At 50.2% G+C, this 15607-nt stretch carries 22 protein-coding genes; 20 read left to right on the top strand and 2 right to left on the bottom strand.

The features are described 5' to 3' along the window. Together Xind_RS16425 and Xind_RS16420 are read left to right on the top strand one after the other, a co-directional pair. Positions 1–118: lysis system i-spanin subunit Rz (locus tag Xind_RS16425; protein WP_187650494.1), on the top strand; the 118-nt coding region annotated here is incomplete at its 5' end. Next, positions 115–375, top strand: coding sequence for a hypothetical protein (locus tag Xind_RS16420; protein ID WP_187650493.1), 261 nt, complete (start codon positions 115–117; stop codon positions 373–375). The genes Xind_RS16425 and Xind_RS16420, both read left to right, overlap by 4 nt. On the opposite strand, the gene Xind_RS16415 is transcribed toward Xind_RS16420, so the two are convergent. Both Xind_RS16415 and Xind_RS16410 read right to left on the bottom strand, forming a co-directional pair. Next, on the bottom strand, positions 353–538 hold the full coding sequence (locus Xind_RS16415; RefSeq protein ID WP_187650492.1) for a hypothetical protein: 186 nt from the start codon (positions 536–538) through the stop codon (positions 353–355). The two genes, Xind_RS16420 and Xind_RS16415, sit on opposite strands and share 23 nt — an antisense overlap. A 621-nt stretch (positions 539–1159) precedes the next feature. Then, positions 1160–1465, bottom strand: a complete 306-nt coding sequence (locus tag Xind_RS16410; RefSeq protein ID WP_187650491.1) for a 7(1) septoil knot domain-containing protein — start codon at positions 1463–1465, stop codon at positions 1160–1162. A 95-nt stretch (positions 1466–1560) separates the two neighbouring features. Between Xind_RS16410 and Xind_RS16405 the strand changes: the two genes are divergently transcribed. From Xind_RS16405 to Xind_RS16320, 18 genes are all read left to right on the top strand, one after another. Beyond that, positions 1561–2220: a hypothetical protein gene (locus tag Xind_RS16405; RefSeq protein WP_187650490.1), complete on the top strand. Its 660-nt coding sequence runs from the start codon at positions 1561–1563 to the stop codon at positions 2218–2220. Positions 2221–2246: 26 nt separating this feature from the next. Continuing rightward, the gene (locus tag Xind_RS16400) at positions 2247–2522 is read left to right on the top strand and encodes a hypothetical protein (protein WP_187650489.1); all 276 of its coding nucleotides are present in this window, start codon (positions 2247–2249) and stop codon (positions 2520–2522) included. A gap of 80 nt (positions 2523–2602) precedes the next feature. Continuing rightward, on the top strand, positions 2603–3184 hold the full coding sequence (locus Xind_RS16395) for an RNA polymerase subunit sigma-70 (RefSeq protein WP_187650488.1): 582 nt from the start codon (positions 2603–2605) through the stop codon (positions 3182–3184). Then, on the top strand, positions 3159–5129 hold the full coding sequence (locus Xind_RS16390; RefSeq protein ID WP_187650487.1) for a phage terminase large subunit family protein: 1971 nt from the start codon (positions 3159–3161) through the stop codon (positions 5127–5129). The genes Xind_RS16395 and Xind_RS16390 overlap by 26 nt, the downstream gene beginning before the upstream one ends. A gap of 9 nt (positions 5130–5138) precedes the next feature. Further along, positions 5139–5393 (top strand): gpW family head-tail joining protein, encoded by a 255-nt coding sequence (gene gpW / locus Xind_RS16385; protein ID WP_187650486.1) that lies wholly within the window; start codon positions 5139–5141, stop codon positions 5391–5393. After that, positions 5390–7033, top strand: coding sequence for a phage portal protein (locus Xind_RS16380; RefSeq protein ID WP_246432581.1), 1644 nt, complete (start codon positions 5390–5392; stop codon positions 7031–7033). Before gpW ends, Xind_RS16380 begins: the two co-directional genes overlap by 4 nt. Further along, positions 7030–7884, top strand: a complete 855-nt coding sequence (locus Xind_RS16375) for a S49 family peptidase (RefSeq protein WP_187650484.1) — start codon at positions 7030–7032, stop codon at positions 7882–7884. Before Xind_RS16380 ends, Xind_RS16375 begins: the two co-directional genes overlap by 4 nt. 2 nt (positions 7885–7886) lie before the next feature. After that, on the top strand, positions 7887–8483 hold the full coding sequence (locus tag Xind_RS16370) for a hypothetical protein (protein ID WP_187650483.1): 597 nt from the start codon (positions 7887–7889) through the stop codon (positions 8481–8483). Next, positions 8483–8875: a head decoration protein gene (locus Xind_RS16365; RefSeq protein WP_187650482.1), complete on the top strand. Its 393-nt coding sequence runs from the start codon at positions 8483–8485 to the stop codon at positions 8873–8875. Before Xind_RS16370 ends, Xind_RS16365 begins: the two co-directional genes overlap by 1 nt. A 109-nt stretch (positions 8876–8984) precedes the next feature. After that, positions 8985–10031, top strand: coding sequence for a major capsid protein (locus Xind_RS16360; RefSeq protein ID WP_187650481.1), 1047 nt, complete (start codon positions 8985–8987; stop codon positions 10029–10031). A 1-nt stretch (position 10032) separates the two neighbouring features. After that, complete coding sequence (locus Xind_RS16355; protein WP_187650480.1) at positions 10033–10389, top strand: hypothetical protein; 357 nt, start codon at positions 10033–10035, stop codon at positions 10387–10389. Continuing rightward, positions 10379–10705 (top strand): head-tail joining protein, encoded by a 327-nt coding sequence (locus Xind_RS16350; protein ID WP_187650479.1) that lies wholly within the window; start codon positions 10379–10381, stop codon positions 10703–10705. Before Xind_RS16355 ends, Xind_RS16350 begins: the two co-directional genes overlap by 11 nt. Next, positions 10705–11244, top strand: coding sequence for an ATP-binding protein (locus Xind_RS16345; protein WP_187650478.1), 540 nt, complete (start codon positions 10705–10707; stop codon positions 11242–11244). The genes Xind_RS16350 and Xind_RS16345 overlap by 1 nt, the downstream gene beginning before the upstream one ends. A 5-nt stretch (positions 11245–11249) precedes the next feature. After that, positions 11250–11438, top strand: a complete 189-nt coding sequence (locus Xind_RS16340) for a DUF2635 domain-containing protein (protein ID WP_187650477.1) — start codon at positions 11250–11252, stop codon at positions 11436–11438. Next, positions 11438–12928, top strand: coding sequence for a phage tail sheath subtilisin-like domain-containing protein (locus Xind_RS16335; RefSeq protein ID WP_187650476.1), 1491 nt, complete (start codon positions 11438–11440; stop codon positions 12926–12928). Before Xind_RS16340 ends, Xind_RS16335 begins: the two co-directional genes overlap by 1 nt. A gap of 9 nt (positions 12929–12937) precedes the next feature. Then, positions 12938–13306 (top strand): phage tail tube protein, encoded by a 369-nt coding sequence (locus tag Xind_RS16330; protein ID WP_187650475.1) that lies wholly within the window; start codon positions 12938–12940, stop codon positions 13304–13306. A gap of 9 nt (positions 13307–13315) precedes the next feature. Further along, positions 13316–13609, top strand: a complete 294-nt coding sequence (locus tag Xind_RS16325; RefSeq protein WP_187650474.1) for a phage tail assembly protein — start codon at positions 13316–13318, stop codon at positions 13607–13609. Between the two features lie 117 nt (positions 13610–13726). Further along, positions 13727–15598, top strand: coding sequence for a hypothetical protein (locus Xind_RS16320; RefSeq protein WP_187650473.1), 1872 nt, complete (start codon positions 13727–13729; stop codon positions 15596–15598). Positions 15599–15607: the final 9 nt, after the last annotated feature.

Here is a 15607-nt window from a genome sequence, read left to right as displayed (position 1 = left end):
TACCGAACCAGCTCGACAAGATTATTACCGCCTCAGAGAAATGATGGCAGAGAACGAACGACAGACTAAGTACTTGCAGGATTACATTAAAACTGAATGTTATAAGGTGACAAAATGAAAGAAAAAATAACAGTCATTCATGGTGCTATTGCTGATGTCGATAACACACCAAAAAACCATGTCAGCGTTTTAGGTAAAGAAACCGATATTCACGCTGCTAATACTATTATGGAAACCGTCAAGCACGCGGTTACCGAGGTGGTTAAACATAAGGTTATAGCAAGAGTCAGTCGAGAAGATGTCATATCGGCGGCAGAAACCACCGCCGAGGCTATTATAAAAGGTATGACCTTTATGATTCGCGGCCCAAAGTAGCCCAAGTATCTAGCATTTTTTGAGATTCACTCTCTTCCAGATAGGTTGAATAAGCCTTTTCGATCTCAAGCATTTTTACTAAATATTCATCCGCTGATAGTTCCTCTTTATTTCTGCGTAGGTATTCAACAGCAAGTGCACGAGCATCATAACTTACTGACATTAGTTAACTCCTTATTTTGGCTGTGGAATAACCAATTTATCAGTTTTCCTTGACTGTGGAAAGCAGGAAGCCACCTCGCCTGATGTGGTTAAAAGCAGGCCTTTTATTCTTATATCCATTCCCTGAGTGGTTACAGGAATAACCCATGCTGCCACCCGTTCCTACCGCGTACCCAGCGCACACGGGCTGGTGGCATTTTTATTTGCGTCGGGTTATCGCCGTCTGCCGGTATGAGCTATGACATGTCACCTTAACATCGAGCGTACAGACAGAATCAAAAATAACCCATGCCACCGTGTGCTACTACGGGTCATTATCAGCAACATCCGCTGTAGGCAGACGAAGAGATGTGACAGCCGGAGAGACGGCTTACATTGCCATCATGGTTCATTGAGTCGTGATTGCTATGTAGTCAAAGTCCGATAATGGAATATTGGACGACAAGTGACATTCTGAATGTTTTTTCAGCATTTTATATAACCACCGTGCAAAAATTGTCGGGGTTATATCAACCAGCGCAGTTGATTATGCTAAATGAGGTGGTTTTGTTTCCATCGCCTAGCCCTCTTATCGAGGGCTATTCCATGTTAATGAGTGAAGAGATACCCGTCTGCAAATGAATCACTTAGTTGGACCGGGAAACGAGTCTACGTATTTGATAGTAAAGTCCGGGAATGAGTTTACGAACTGGATTTTATAATCTGGTGATGCAGTCACCATTCGCCATTTGCCCGGAGAGTTTGCGGAACTTGTGACGACTTTAACTTTCAGATCAGGTGATGAGTTAACAATCTTGACCTTATAGTCTGCCCCCGAATTAACGACTTTAATGTTCCCATAAATTTTAGAAACATCGACCTTAGCTTTAGCATAAGCGCCAAACGGAAGTAGTGACATGGCGACCAATAGGGCGGCTAATTTTTTCATGTGAACTCCTTTTATTAGTGAATTCATGATAGGTGAGTCAAATATTGTAACCCTAATGATACACATATTAATGAATTTTATAATAGGGAAATAAAATGGCTAACCTCAACGATCTTACTAACCAACTGGCAAAGATACGAAAGCAAATCCCCTTTGCAGCAGCTCAGGCGCTTACCGAGGTCGCACGCAAGATAGAGAAAGCCCAGAAAGTTGCTTTTGAGCGTAAGTTGGAAAACCCGACGCCCTTCACGGTTAAAGCGGTCAGAAGTAAAGGCGCACGCAAGAACGATCTAACGGCGAAAGTGTTTGTATTACCAACGGCTGCCAGCTACCTGGAACCGTTTGAGATAGGTGGCATGCATAAGCTGAATGGCGCTGCTTTGCTCAACCCCAAGAACATCAAGCTAAACAAATACGGTAACTTACCTCGTAATAAGCTGAATCAGTTGAAAGGGAAAGATGACATCTTCATTGGTGAAGTCTCAACGCGATACGGGAATGACGTTAATGGTGTATGGCAACGCAAGAAAGCCAAGAAGGTAAAGAAAGGTAAACGCCGATTGAAACGATCACCTAATGGCACACGCAGACCGAGAGTGAAACAAAGACCGCCAAAACTGCTTATTCGGTTCGGTGATGCGTTACCCGTTGAACCTGTGCTTGGCTATCAGGAGCGTGCACAACAAATGGCTCAGGCTTTAATGCCATCGGCTATTAATAGAGCATTGAGTGAAGCAATGCGAACAGCGAAGTAAATAAGACAGGAGAAAGGTGAGATCTTATGAAATGCGAATTACTTTCAGATGTGATAATGCCTACAAAAAGTGAAGTTGAAAATATTATTAATAAAGTACATGAGAAATTTGAGAAATTAGAACTTATTCCAGATCCCATCATGGCTGCATTGATGGCCCAGGACTTACATAAACAGATTAGTGCTGCCATTCAATGCAGTGTAACAGTGATGAGTGCGGAAGAGATTGATCGTCTGATTGCCATGAACAGAAAGGAGCTAATACAGACAAATATTCTTGGGTCCTTCCTAAAGTCTTTATAAATCAAGGGCATTGCGCGCCGCGGTTTTTCACTAGCTATGAGTTTTTGAAATTTGGGTAACAGGTAACACCGAGGTAACAGATGAACCAGTCAGAATTTGCCAAATTACATGGGGTCAGCCGCAAGACTGTCACGACGTGGAAAGCCCGTGGCCGGCTGGTTATGGACGGTGACGACATTGATGTTGAAGCATCAAATGCCAATATCGAACGTTACCGGAAAACTGTTACCCGGAATGAAAAAAAGTCCAAAGGTAACAAGCAAGGTAACAGCCAGGGTAACAAAGTGGGTAACATATCAGGTAACACACCTAAACCCGATTCCCCGGCAAAAATCGTTGAGCGTATTCTCACGGAACGCGGCGCAACCATGTCACTGGATGAAGCCCGGACTATGAAGGAAAACTATCTGGCGCTGCTGACCCAACATGAATATGACCTGAAATCAGGACAAGTATTGCCGTGGCGGGATATGGTGAACAAGGTCGGTGAAGAATACTCAAGGATGCGAACGCGCCTGATTGCTATAGCCCCTGAGCACGGCCCCCGGCTGAGAGCATTGGCAACCACATCAACGGATGCTGAATTTGTGGCTGCGTTGCAGGAAATCATCTATGAGGCAATGGAGGAATTAAGCCTTGATCACAGTGAACAGGGGGGATAATGCATGGCATCAATTCACCCGTGCACTGGTTCATAAACGCACAGATACCAGACCTCCAGAACCTTTATCGTTAAGTGAGTGGGCGAACAAATACGCTGTTTTATCCAAAGAGAACAGCGCTCAAACGGGCAAATTCCGTTCGTTCAAATACCAGGACGGCATCATGGATGCGATTACTGACCCACGAGTGACGCAAGTGTCGGTCATGAAGTCTGCCCGTGTGGGCTATACCAAAATACTGGATCATGTGATTGGCTATTACCTGTCGCATGACCCGGCTCCGATATTAGTTGTACAGCCCCGCGTGGAAGATGCGGAAGACTACAGTAAAACCGAAATCGCCCCGATGTTGCGCGACACCCCGGAATTAAAAGCGATTGCGGGTGAAGCGAAAGCCAAAGATTCAAACCAGACTATTCTGAAAAAGACCTTTTCCAACGGGGCGAACCTGACACTGGTCGGGGCAAACTCGCCAGGCGGATTCCGTCGTATCACCTGCCGCATCATCCTGTTTGATGAAGTGGACGGCTACCCTTCGGGCGGTGCAGGGGCGGAAGGTGATCAGATAGCATTGGGTATCAAACGCTCTGAGACGTTCTGGAACCGTAAGATTGTGCTGGGGTCAACCCCCACTGTTAAAGAAACCAGCCGGATAGAAAAAGCCTTTAAGGACAGTGACCAGCGTTACTACTACGTGCCCTGTCCGCATTGTAATGAGTATCAGGTGCTGGAATGGGGCGGGCCTGAGACCCCTTATGGCATCAAGTGGGAAAAAGACGAACACAACAACGGGTTGCCCGAAACCGCCTATTACGTCTGCCGGCATCATGGTTGTGTGATTCAGGACAGCGATAAGCCCGGCATGATTAAGCGGGGTGAATGGCGGGCCAGTCAGCCGTTCCGGGGTCATGCGGGCTTTCATATCTGGGCAGGCTATAGCCTGTTTCCCAATGCCGCATGGAAAAATCTGGTGGCGGAATGGTTACGGGTGAAAGATGACCCCCTGATGCGCCAGACCTTTATTAACCTTGTCCTCGGTGAACCTTATGAAGATCGGGGGGAAAAAGCCCTCAGTGAACGTAAGCTGCTGGAACGTTGCGAAGTCTGGGCGGCGGAAGTCCCGGATGGTGTGGCGTTGCTCACTGCCGGCATTGATACTCAGGACGGCCGTTTTGAGATTGAAGTGGTTGGCTGGGGACGTAATGAAGAAAGCTGGTCGATTGCTCATGATGTCATTGAAGGCGATTTAGAAACGGATGAGCCATGGCGTCGTCTGGATGCTTACTTAAAGCAGATCTGGCGGCGTGCCGATGGTTACGGATTTACCATTATGGCGGCCTGCATGGATTCCGGCGGTCACCATACCCAGCGGGTGTATGATTTTGCCCGCGAACGGCTAGGCAGGCGGATTTGGGCGATTAAAGGGGAGTCGGCACGGGGCGGTGCGCGCTCACCAATTTGGCCGACTAAACGCCCAACGCCCCGCAGTAAATCCAGTTTCAAACCGATTATTATTGGCGTCAATGCGGCCAAAGATGCAATCCGTGCCCGGCTGCATATTGAGCCGCCCGACGCGGGCGAACCGGCTCCGGCGTATATGCATTTCCCGGTTGACCGTGAGTTAAATTATTTTAGTCAGTTACTGGCTGAACGCTCGGTGATTAAGATTTCAGGCGGTCAGCGTTACCGTATCTGGGAGCAGATCCCCGGTCGTGCCAACGAGGCGCTGGATTGCCGGGTCTACAGCTACGCGGCGTTATGTGGTCTGTTGTATCTGGGTCTGAAACTCAATTTGCTGGCGAATGCGATTGAAGCCAACCCCGGCAGGCTGCAACCTCCGCCCGAAGAGCCGGAAACTAAAATCAACCTGCAATACCCCGGTGTGGTGATTCAGGAACCGGATAAACCGCAGACACGCAAACCCATCTCACAACTGTTGCCCTAGGAAAAAATTATGCTTAATCGCAATACCAGCTTGCTGGCAGGCATGAGCCGCGAGCAGCTTTTGGCTGCGTTGGAAACTGCGCAAGCCGCTTACATTGATTTAGCCACCGGTAGCAAAGGCGTGTCGTTTTCCTATTCTCAGGGCGACGGCACGCGGTCAGTGTCCTACCAACAGACGGATTTAGGGCACTTACTGGCGCTGATCCAGATGATACAGGGGCAGTTAGGTATCAGTACACGCCGCCCTGCGAGGTTTAGATTCTGATGACAGTTCAAATATTGGGGCCGGATGGCAAACCGTTAGCACCTTCCCGCCCGCGTTATTCGATGCTGACGGGCGGCAGCCGGGTTCCCTATGATGCGGCAGATTCGTTCAGTGATCAGCTGGCGAACTGGCAACCGGCATTAGGGTCACCGGATAATGAAATCAATATTTACCGCGACCGCATTGTGTCACGGGTACGTGATCTGGCCCGTAATGATGGCTGGGCCGCAGGGTCTATCACCCGCGTATTAGATAACGCTATCGGGGCTAGCTTTCGTCCCATCCTGAAACCCGATTACCGGATGCTGGCGTTACTGACGGGGAATAACGCCTTTGATGTGACATGGGCCGCAGAGTACCGCAAAGTCATTGAAGCCCACTGGCGTTCATGGGCCGATGATCCGGGGCGTTACTGTGATGTGGAACGCAAACAAACTGTCTCGCAGATGATGCGGCTGGCTTTCCGTCACAAGTTAATCGACGGCGATGCTTTAGCGGTGCTGCAATACCGGACTGACCGGTTAGGTAAAGGCCGCGGACGTTATGCAACCACCGTCCAGATAGTGGATCCTGACCGCCTCAGTAATCCACAGGAACGTGCCGATTTAGAGTATGTTCGCGGCGGCGTCGAGATAGACAGCGATGGCGCCCCCATTGCTTACCATATCCGGGAAGCGCATATCGGCGACTGGTACAGCGGCAAAAAAACCATGACGTGGGAACGCATTCCCCGTGAAACCGCGTGGGGCCGTCCGCATGTGGTACACGATTATGACTATGATCGGGGGGCACAACACCGGGGTAATGGCATGTTAACCCCGATTGTTCAGCGCCTGAAAATGCTGATTAAATACGATCAGAGTGAACTGGAGTCCGCTATCTTAAATTCCATCTTTGCCGCCTATATCGAATCACCGTATGACCCGGCGATGGTGGAGGCGGCATTGGGGGATACCGGCATGAGTGATGATCCGAATCTGGGTTATTACCAAAGCGGCCGGGTGGAATTTCATCATGAACGCCGGTTATCCCTGCAAAATGGGGCGCGTATGCCAATTTTGTATCCGGGTGAGAAAATCAACACGGTGAATGCCGCGCGGCCACACAGCAATTTTGAGATATTCGAAAGTGCCGTGCTGCGCAATATTTCTTCGGCAACCGGATTATCACCCCAGCAGGTCACACAGGACTGGTCAGATGTGAACTACAGCTCTGCCCGTGCAGCGATGCTGGAGGCATGGAAGACGCTGACTCGGCGGCGGGATGATTTTTCAGTGGGATTCGCCCAGCCGATATTAAGTGCCTTTGTCGAGGAACTTCACGAGACCGAAGAATTGCCCTTACCCAAAGATGCCCCGGATTTTCTGGACGCACGGGCTGCGTATTGCCGTGCCCGCTGGATTGGTCCGGGGCGGGGATGGGTGGATCCTGTGGCTGAAAAAGAAGGGGCGATTATGGGGCTGGAAGCTGGACTGTCCACACTGGAAATCGAAATTGCGGAAAACGCAGGCGGAGACTGGGAAGAATTTATGGATCAGCAGGCGCACGAAATAGAGGCGCGTCAGGCGCGCGGATTACCGTTGCCGAGCTGGGTGCAATCCCGTCTGACTGCCGATGGTAAAAAGGAGGTATCCCCATGAATTTACCGCATCTGGCGCAACGGTTGTTTAATGTACCGCTGGCGATACACCCGCGCAAAGCCGAGGTAGTGATGGCAGCGCTGACTGACCGCTTTGGTATTACGCAGGTTCAGGCGGGCATGTATTGGGATGACGATGACAGTTTCACCCGTGAGGGTAAATCTGACAACGGCTATGACGTCTTAGAGGGCATTGCTGTTATTCCGGTGCAGGGTACATTGGTACAAAAACTGGGCACACTACGGCCTTACAGTGGCATGACGGGTTATGACGGCATTCGTCAGGCGTTTCTGACGGCACTCAATGACCCGGAAGTGAAAGGAATTTGCCTTGATATCGATTCCCCCGGCGGTGAAGTGGCCGGTTGCTTTGATTTGGCAGACCTGATTTATCAGTCACGGGGAGAGAAACCCATTCACGCTATTCTGAGTGAGTATGCCTATTCTGCCGCGTATGCGATTGCCAGTGCAGCCGACAAAATCACTGTGCCGCGCACGGGTGGCGTCGGTTCGATCGGGGTGATTGTGATTCACTGTGACTGGTCGCAGCGCATTAAAGAAGACGGCCTGAAAGTGACCATCATCACTTACGGGGAGCGCAAGGCAGAAGGTAATCCTTATGTACCGATGAGCAAGGAGGCGAAATCCGCTATCCAACATGATGTTGATGAAATGGGGCGTCTTTTTGTCCGCACTGTTTCCCGTAACCGCGGACTCTCGGAAGAGAACATCCGCAATACACAAGCTGCCTGTTATCTGGCAGATGAGGGCGTACAGATTGGGTTAGCGGATGAAGTCGCTTCCCCGGATGTCGCATTTCAAACACTAATGAAAAAATCTGGAGTGATTTAACGATGTATAAATTTGCCCATTTGTTAGGAATCAAAGCGCGCGCCTCTGATGAGCATGAGGAAGACGAAAAAGCCGGTAAAGCAAAAGGCCGTCACGCCGAGGAAGAGGAGCGTGACGAAAACGCGGAAGACGATGAAAATCGTGAAGACGCCGAAGAGCAGGACGGCAAAAAGGAAGGTAAAAAAGCGAAAAAAGCCAAGAAGGCGAAGTCAGAAGGCGATGATGACGATCCGGATGCGGAAGAGGATAAAGATGATGCTGACGCCGATGAGAACGAGGACGTCAAAAAAGGCCGCCGCGCCGAACGCAAACGTTGTGCCAACATCTTTGGCAGCAAATATGCGGCGGGCCGTCCTGATATGGCGGCACATTTAGCCTTTAACACCAGCTTGTCCGTGCGTGAAGCCATTAACACGTTGTCAGTCATGGGATTAGTCACCCCGTCACCGGCAAAATCCAGGTTGTCATTGGATGAACGGATGCGTAACGAAAAACAGGTGCGGTTAGGCCCGGACGCTCAGGCTCCGGCAGCGGGCAGCGCCGAGGCTGCGATCGCTGCGGCGACCGCGTTGTATAACCGAGTAAAAGGTAAGCAATAATGGAGAATATAGGTCCTAACCCTTTCGCCCCCGGCATGACGTCGAGCATGTTTATTCCTGATCAGCTCATTGCCGGCCAGTTACAGGTAGTCACCGATACCGTGACGATGGCTAAATTCGGTGTATTGAAGCGCGGCACCGTACTTGGCATGAACAAATCCGGGGAATATGTGTTGAGCGTGAAAACCGCGACCGATGGCAGCGAGAAACCCGCCGCTATTCTGGTGGATACGGTAGATACCACCGTCAGCAGCCAGACCGCAGGTGTGTACCTGATGGGGGAATTTAATGCGCACCGGATTATCTTTGATAAGAGCTGGACATTAGCCGAACTCAAAACTGCCCTGCGATCTTTCAGTATTTTCCTGAAAGACAGCACGCCGGGCTTTTAAACCCCCCTCCTTTTTCTGACTGCACCTGATGCCGTTATCTGGCAGGGCTGCGCTCGTTTTCATTTTCAGGCTGGCGATGATGTCGCTGGCCTTACTGTAGAGAAACTGCATGAATATTTACGATACTAACGTACTGGTTGGTTTAGTACCTAATCTGATCACCAGTCAAAACTGGTTACTGGACCGCTTCTTTCCCAACGTTATCACCGAAGACAAAGAGGAAGTATCCATTGACGTAGATATCGGCAAGCGCCGTATGTCACCGTTTGTCTCGCCGTTGGTGGCTGGAAAACTGGTCGAAAGCCGTACCTACCAGACCAACAGCTTTAAGCCCGCTTATATCAAGGACAAGCGCGCCCCCGACTTATTTAAACCGGTTCGCCGTCAGATTGGGGAACGTATCGGTGGGGAACTCAGCGCCGGTGAGCGTGAAATGGTAAACCTGCAATTTGAAATGGCTGACCAGGTCGACATGATTAACCGCCGTCAGGAATGGATGGCGGCCAATGCGATGGTTTTTGGTAAAATCACCGTTGCAGGGACAGGCTTCCCAACAGCGGTAATTGATTTTGGCCGTTCTTCGGAACTCACGGTTACCCTGAGCGGCAGTGACAAATGGCCGCTGAAGGTGGATGCGGGAAAAACCAACACTAAACCCGCCGAAGATATCGAAGAGTGGGGGTTACGTATCCTCAGGATCACCGGTTCTGCCCCCACGGATATCGTTTTCACCAACAAATCCTGGCAGGCCTTTTGTAAGGACACATCGATTGAGAAAGGCGCAATAATTTATCCGGCCCTCAATCCTGCTGACAGGCAGGTTGATATTGCCCCCCGTGTGGCTACGGGTGCTGTTTACAAAGGGCGTTGGGGGAATTACGACCTGTGGCTGTATAACGACTGGTTTATTGATGATCTGGATAACGTTGAAAAACCCATGATACCGGATGGCGCCGTGTTGATGTCGGGCGCAGATTTGATGGGAACACGTGCCTTTGGGGCGATTAAAGATCCGGCATTCAATTATGGTCCGATGGCGTATGCCCCGAAATCCTGGTTGCAGGAAGATCCGGCACAGCGTTATTTACTGATGCAGTCTGCGCCGCTGGTGATTCCAAGCCGGGTGAACGCGGCATTGTGCGCAATGGTGGTGTGATATGGCAAAGAAAACACAGCAGGAACCGGGCGGATTACCGCCCGAATTGCAGGTCGAAACAGACGCTCAAAAATTGCAGACGCGCACTGAACCCCAACAATATTCCGGTGATGAAAATGAGAAAACAACAGGCGAAAACACGCCCGAATTTGTCGTTGCTAAAGGTCACACTGTCCGGCATAACGGGACTGATTACCCGGAAAATACCGTGATTGAAGTTTTCGGTGATGATGCCAGCCGCCTGATTCAGCTGGGCGTTATCATGAGACTGGATGACCTGAGAGCGCAACTTTTGTCCAGCAATCCCGTGACCGTTCAGGGCGGGATTAATATTCAGCGGGGGACGCATGCCGATTGACTGGGATAAGCACTTACTGGCCCCGCTGCATAAACAATTTGCTGAGCGGGTGAACTGGCGGCCTAAGCATGGCGAGTCTTACGACATTATGGGCGTGTTTGATCGCGCCTATACCCAACAGGTGGGATCCCTTGACGGGGACAGCGACATCAATACCACTAAACCCCTGTTGGGAGTCCGTGATGCCGTATTCAACGCGCCCCCCAAACAGGGTGACAGGGTGTTTGTGTACCGCGTCAATACCGAATTCATTGTAAGCGATGTACAGCCGGACAGTCACGGCGGTACGCACTTACAACTCAATAAGGTGAAATAATGAACGCATCAACCGTGCGTCACCTGGTGGTTCAGGCGTTGACAGGAAAGACAGATGCGCAATCCCGTGTCTATTCCCCGCGCGACTGGTCAACACGGAGTGATGATTATCCGTGCATACTGGTACAAACCCCGTTTGATCATAAAAAGTCACATGGCCGTAATGCGCCGCAGTTTGACACCATAACAACGGTCAGAGTCACCGGGCGCCTGGAGGCATTTGACAGTGAGTCGGGAAACGGCGCGGAGCAGGCCGAACTGGCACTGGAGGCTTTGCGGGAACAAATCGAACGCGCTGTAATAAACAGTTATGCACTCACGAAGGAAATACAGCAATTTGCGGAAATCCGGTCACAGATTGATATTGACGCCAGTGGGGAAGGGCATTTGGCTCAGCTTCTGATGGATATTGACATTGAATACTATCAGGGCCCGGAGGACTTTTACCCGATTGAAGCCAACCCGCTGGAGGGCATTGACGTCACTATTGCGATGCCGGAACACACCCCCGAACCTCATATCCGCATTAATCTGGAGTAATCACTATGTTTGTCAAACCCGTTGCCGGGCGCAGTGTGCGCGATCCGGCTAAAGGCACGCATTTGCCTGAAGGTTGTACAGAAGTCCCCGACACGCTGTTTTGGCATCGTCGTGTAAGAGACGGTGACGTTGAACTCTGTCAGCCCGTAACTGAAACCAAACTCGCCAAAAAAGGTGCGCAGGAGACTGAATAATGGCTATCCCTTTTTCCCGTATTCCCAATAATCTCAGAACGCCGCTGTTTTTTGTGGAATTCGATAACTCAATGGCAAACAGTGCCACAGCAACCCAACGCTCGCTGATCCTCGGTCAGATGCTGGATAAGGCCATTGCGTCCCCCGATATTCCGGTGCGCATTTCTTCCGCCGAACAGGCGGCTTCCCAGTTTGGTCATGGTTCCCTGCTGCATGGCATGACCGCCGCGTATCTGGCGAATGATCCTGCGGCGGAACTGTGGGCGTTACCCCTGAAAGACAGCGATAACCTGCTGACCGCCAAAGGGATAGTAGAAATAGTATCCCTGCCGACCCGCGCCGGGGTGATTTCCCTGTATATCGCCGGGCAGCGTGTGCAGGTGACCGTGATGGCGACCGATAAATTGACGCAGATTGCGGCGTCACTGGCGGCGGCCATTAACCGCAGAATTACCCTGCCTGTCACGGCAATGGCAACGGATCACACAGTGACATTGACCGCAAAAAACAAAGGTGCTCACGGCAATGGTATTGATATCAGCCTTAACTACCGGGGGCAAGCCGGTGGTGAAGAAACCCCGGCAGGCATGGAGTTACGTATCACTCAAATGACAGGCGGCGCAGGTGCACCGGAATTAAAAAGCAGTCTCGCCAACCTCAGTGACCGGGCCTTTGATTTTATCGTCAACCCGTACACCGATACGGTTTCACTGGATGAACTCAAGGCCTTTTTGTCCGATACCGGCGGACGCTGGTCATGGGAGCAGCAATTGTACGGTCACGTGTTCAGTGTGGTCAGTGGTGTGTATGGCGAACTGGCGGATATGGGCGAGCGCCGAAACAATCAACACGAAACCCTGTTAGGGGTCACGAAATCCCCGACCCCCGACTACGTTTGGGCCGCGGCCATCACCGGTGCGGCTGCACCGAGTCTGAGAAATGATCCGGGCAGACCATTACAAACCTTACCGGTAGCGGGTGTGTTATCCCCGGCGGCTGAGAATCAGCTCGACCTGATTGATCGCAATAACCTGTTGCACAGTGGAATTTCCACCTTCACAGTGGCGGATGACGGCACGGTACAGATAGAGAACCTGATCAGCACCTACCAGAAAAACCCGTACGGTGATAATGACGACAGCTACCTTCAGATAGAAACACTGTTTTTGCTGATGTACGTCTCGCGTTATATCCGTACGCAAATCACCTCAAAACTGGGGCGGATGAAACTGGCGAAAGACGGGACCCGCTTTGCGCCCGGCTCGGCCATTGTGACCCCCAATATTGTGCGGGCAGAACTGATCGCCCAATACAAGACACTGGAATTTAACGGTTACGTACAGGATGCCAAGGCGTTTGCCGCCGGCTTAAAGGTCGAGGTTAACGCCCATAACCCTAACCGGCTGGATGTCCTCTGGACCGGCACGCTGATCAACCAGTTGCGTGTCTTCGCGCTTCTGAATCAATTCCGTCTGCAACCGACGTCATAAGGAAACCTCATGGGAAACACAACGAGAAGGCTGGCGGGGACAGCCTATGTCACGGTGGATGGTGTCAGTATTATGGTGGTGGGGGACTTTACCTACAGCCCCTCATCTGTCACCCGCGAGACCTTAACCGGGATGGATTACGTGCACGGGTACAAAGAAAAACCCAGTCCGTGCTTTATTTCCTGCCGGGTGCGTGACAGCGGCGGGACGACCGTCGCGGATTTTAACAACCAGACCAACGTGACCATTGTGGCCGAACTGGCGAACGGCAAGACCATTATTGGTGAAGGCATGTGGACCGTAAACACGCAGGAAGTGCGCAGCGAAGATGCGGAGTTCGAAGTTCGTTGGGAAGGCATTTCAGTGACAGAAAACTAAGGAGTTAACGTGGAAAAGACCAAAATAGTCCAGTTGAGCAAACCGATTGAAAGCAACGGCGGCAAAGAAGTTTACGAAGAAATTCATTTGCGCGAACCTGCCCTGATTGAGGTTGAGCAATTTTATGAGGCGCAAAGTAAAAACAGTCACAGCATTTTACCCGCTATGAGATTACTGATTGCCTTAGTGTCGGGAATCCCTGAAACGGTATTGAAAAAAATGGCGATCAGTGATTTCAATATCTGCCGGGAGTTTTTGACCAGTTTTTTGGTCTATGCCCCCTCCAACAGTGGCAGCAACTAGCCGCAGATATCACCTATTTTTATCGTTGGGGGCCACAAGATGCGTGGCTCCTGAGTCGGTCGCGGCTAAATTGGTGGGGTGAACAGGCAGAACGGATCAATCAAGCGAGGTCGGGTAATGGGTAATGCCTTTGATTTTGAATTACATGCGGATGACAACGCTACAAAAGCGCTGGCAGAGATTGAAGCCAGAATTAAGCAACTGAACCCGTTGCTGGATTCGACACGTGAAGCCTTGCGGTTCGGGGGCAGTGAGACGCTGGAAAATACCGGGTCATTAAGCAACCGGTTGAGGGACATGTCACGCCATGCACAGGATAACGTGCAAAATATCGGCGACATGATCCCCCCGCTAAAAATGTTCGGTGAGCTGTCAGGGAAATATCTGGACAAGGGCTTAAAACTGGGGGGTATCGGTGCCATCGGTTACGGTATCACCAAAATGGGGCAAAAGCTGAACGAACAAAGTAAGGAAGCCTATGATCTGGATGTCATGGCAAAAAATAACAATATGACCGTCGAAGAGTTTTCCCGGTTGTCGGGTGCGATGGTGATATTAGGCACGGATGCAGACAAAGCAAAAGAGTCTGTTGATGGGCTGTATAAAATCTTTAACGATCCACTACAGGCAAGGAACAATGCAACATTAGCGCAGCTTAATAGCATGGGTGTGTCCATTGTTCGCAAGGAAGACGGCACCGCTGATGTCATAAGAACAATGGAGAATCTGGCTGACGTTTTTCCCACTTATTCCCCAGCCTTACAAAGAACTATCAAAGAAACATTAGGTTTCGATGATCATACGTTAGCGTTATTACGCGAGGGTGCAAAATTCAAGCAGTTATTAACCCAGTCAGACGCGCTAGGCTTGACTGTTCCTAATGAGTTAAACCAGAAGTTAACTAATTTAAATGGCACGATAAATAAGCTGAATGCCTCATGGGAAGGGTTTAAGCAACGTGCCGGTCATTCAGTCACGGATTTTGCCCTATCTGATGATTCGATTAACGATGGTCTTGACGGTATTAGTCAGGTATTTGAGCACAATGACCGATTCGCCTACATGAAAGCATTGGGTGTGACACGGGGCAAGGAAGCAGAGCAATTGCGATGGGCGAGCAAAACACCTGAATTTTATAATTCACTGAGTTGGGATGAAAAAACAGCGATTGATTTTGGTATCATGACCGACAGTGTCAGGGAGAAGTATCAGAAATGGCCTCATAAAAAGCCAGAGCATGTCGGGGAGAAAGTACCCGATATTCCCGCTGTGGAAGCGCCTATTTACCCCAATCCGGTAAAAGGAAGGATACCGAGAGGCATTCGCAACAACAATCCCGGAAATTTAACGGCTGCACCAAATAACGTAGGTAAAGATTATGGCAATAATCACGTTTATGTGAAATTTGACACAGCGCATGATGGTTTATCGGCTATGGCACGCCAATTAATGCTGGATGCAGAGAGAGGTCTAAATAACATTACGTCGCTATTGTATAAATACGCCCCCCCAAGAGCTGGTAATAACACGCCTGCTTATATTGATTCAGTTTCTAAACAGATTGGCTACGGACCTCACCAGCCTATAAATATGCATGATCCGAAAGAGTTAAAAAAAGTAATGGGTGCGATGATTGTGGTTGAAAATAAGTCAAACCCATACAGTGATGAGCAGATGAACGCAGGGATTAATGACGCTATTCATGATGATCGATGGAGGGGGATGAGAAATCCTCAAATACTTAGAGAGCAGCGTCTGCAATACGGTTCTGGTGAACAAGAACAGCTATACCCATCACTCTACGGACAGAAAAAAGAGACCGAGTCTGAGATGGATATCGTGCAGAGTATGGCAAAGGCATTCCAAGAAGCTATCGCTGGCAAACCGTTCCAGTTCGAAGTCATTCTGGTCAATGAGAAAACCGGAGAACGGCAAAAACTCCAGTCGAATTCTGCCGGAAAAGTCACAACTTCTATGCGCTATCCTTGAAATAGCTTA

The organism is Xenorhabdus indica, from assembly GCF_014467235.1.
GTDB classification, from domain to species: Bacteria; Pseudomonadota; Gammaproteobacteria; order Enterobacterales; family Enterobacteriaceae; genus Xenorhabdus; species Xenorhabdus indica.
This window is presented reverse-complemented; position numbering and strand designations above follow the sequence as displayed.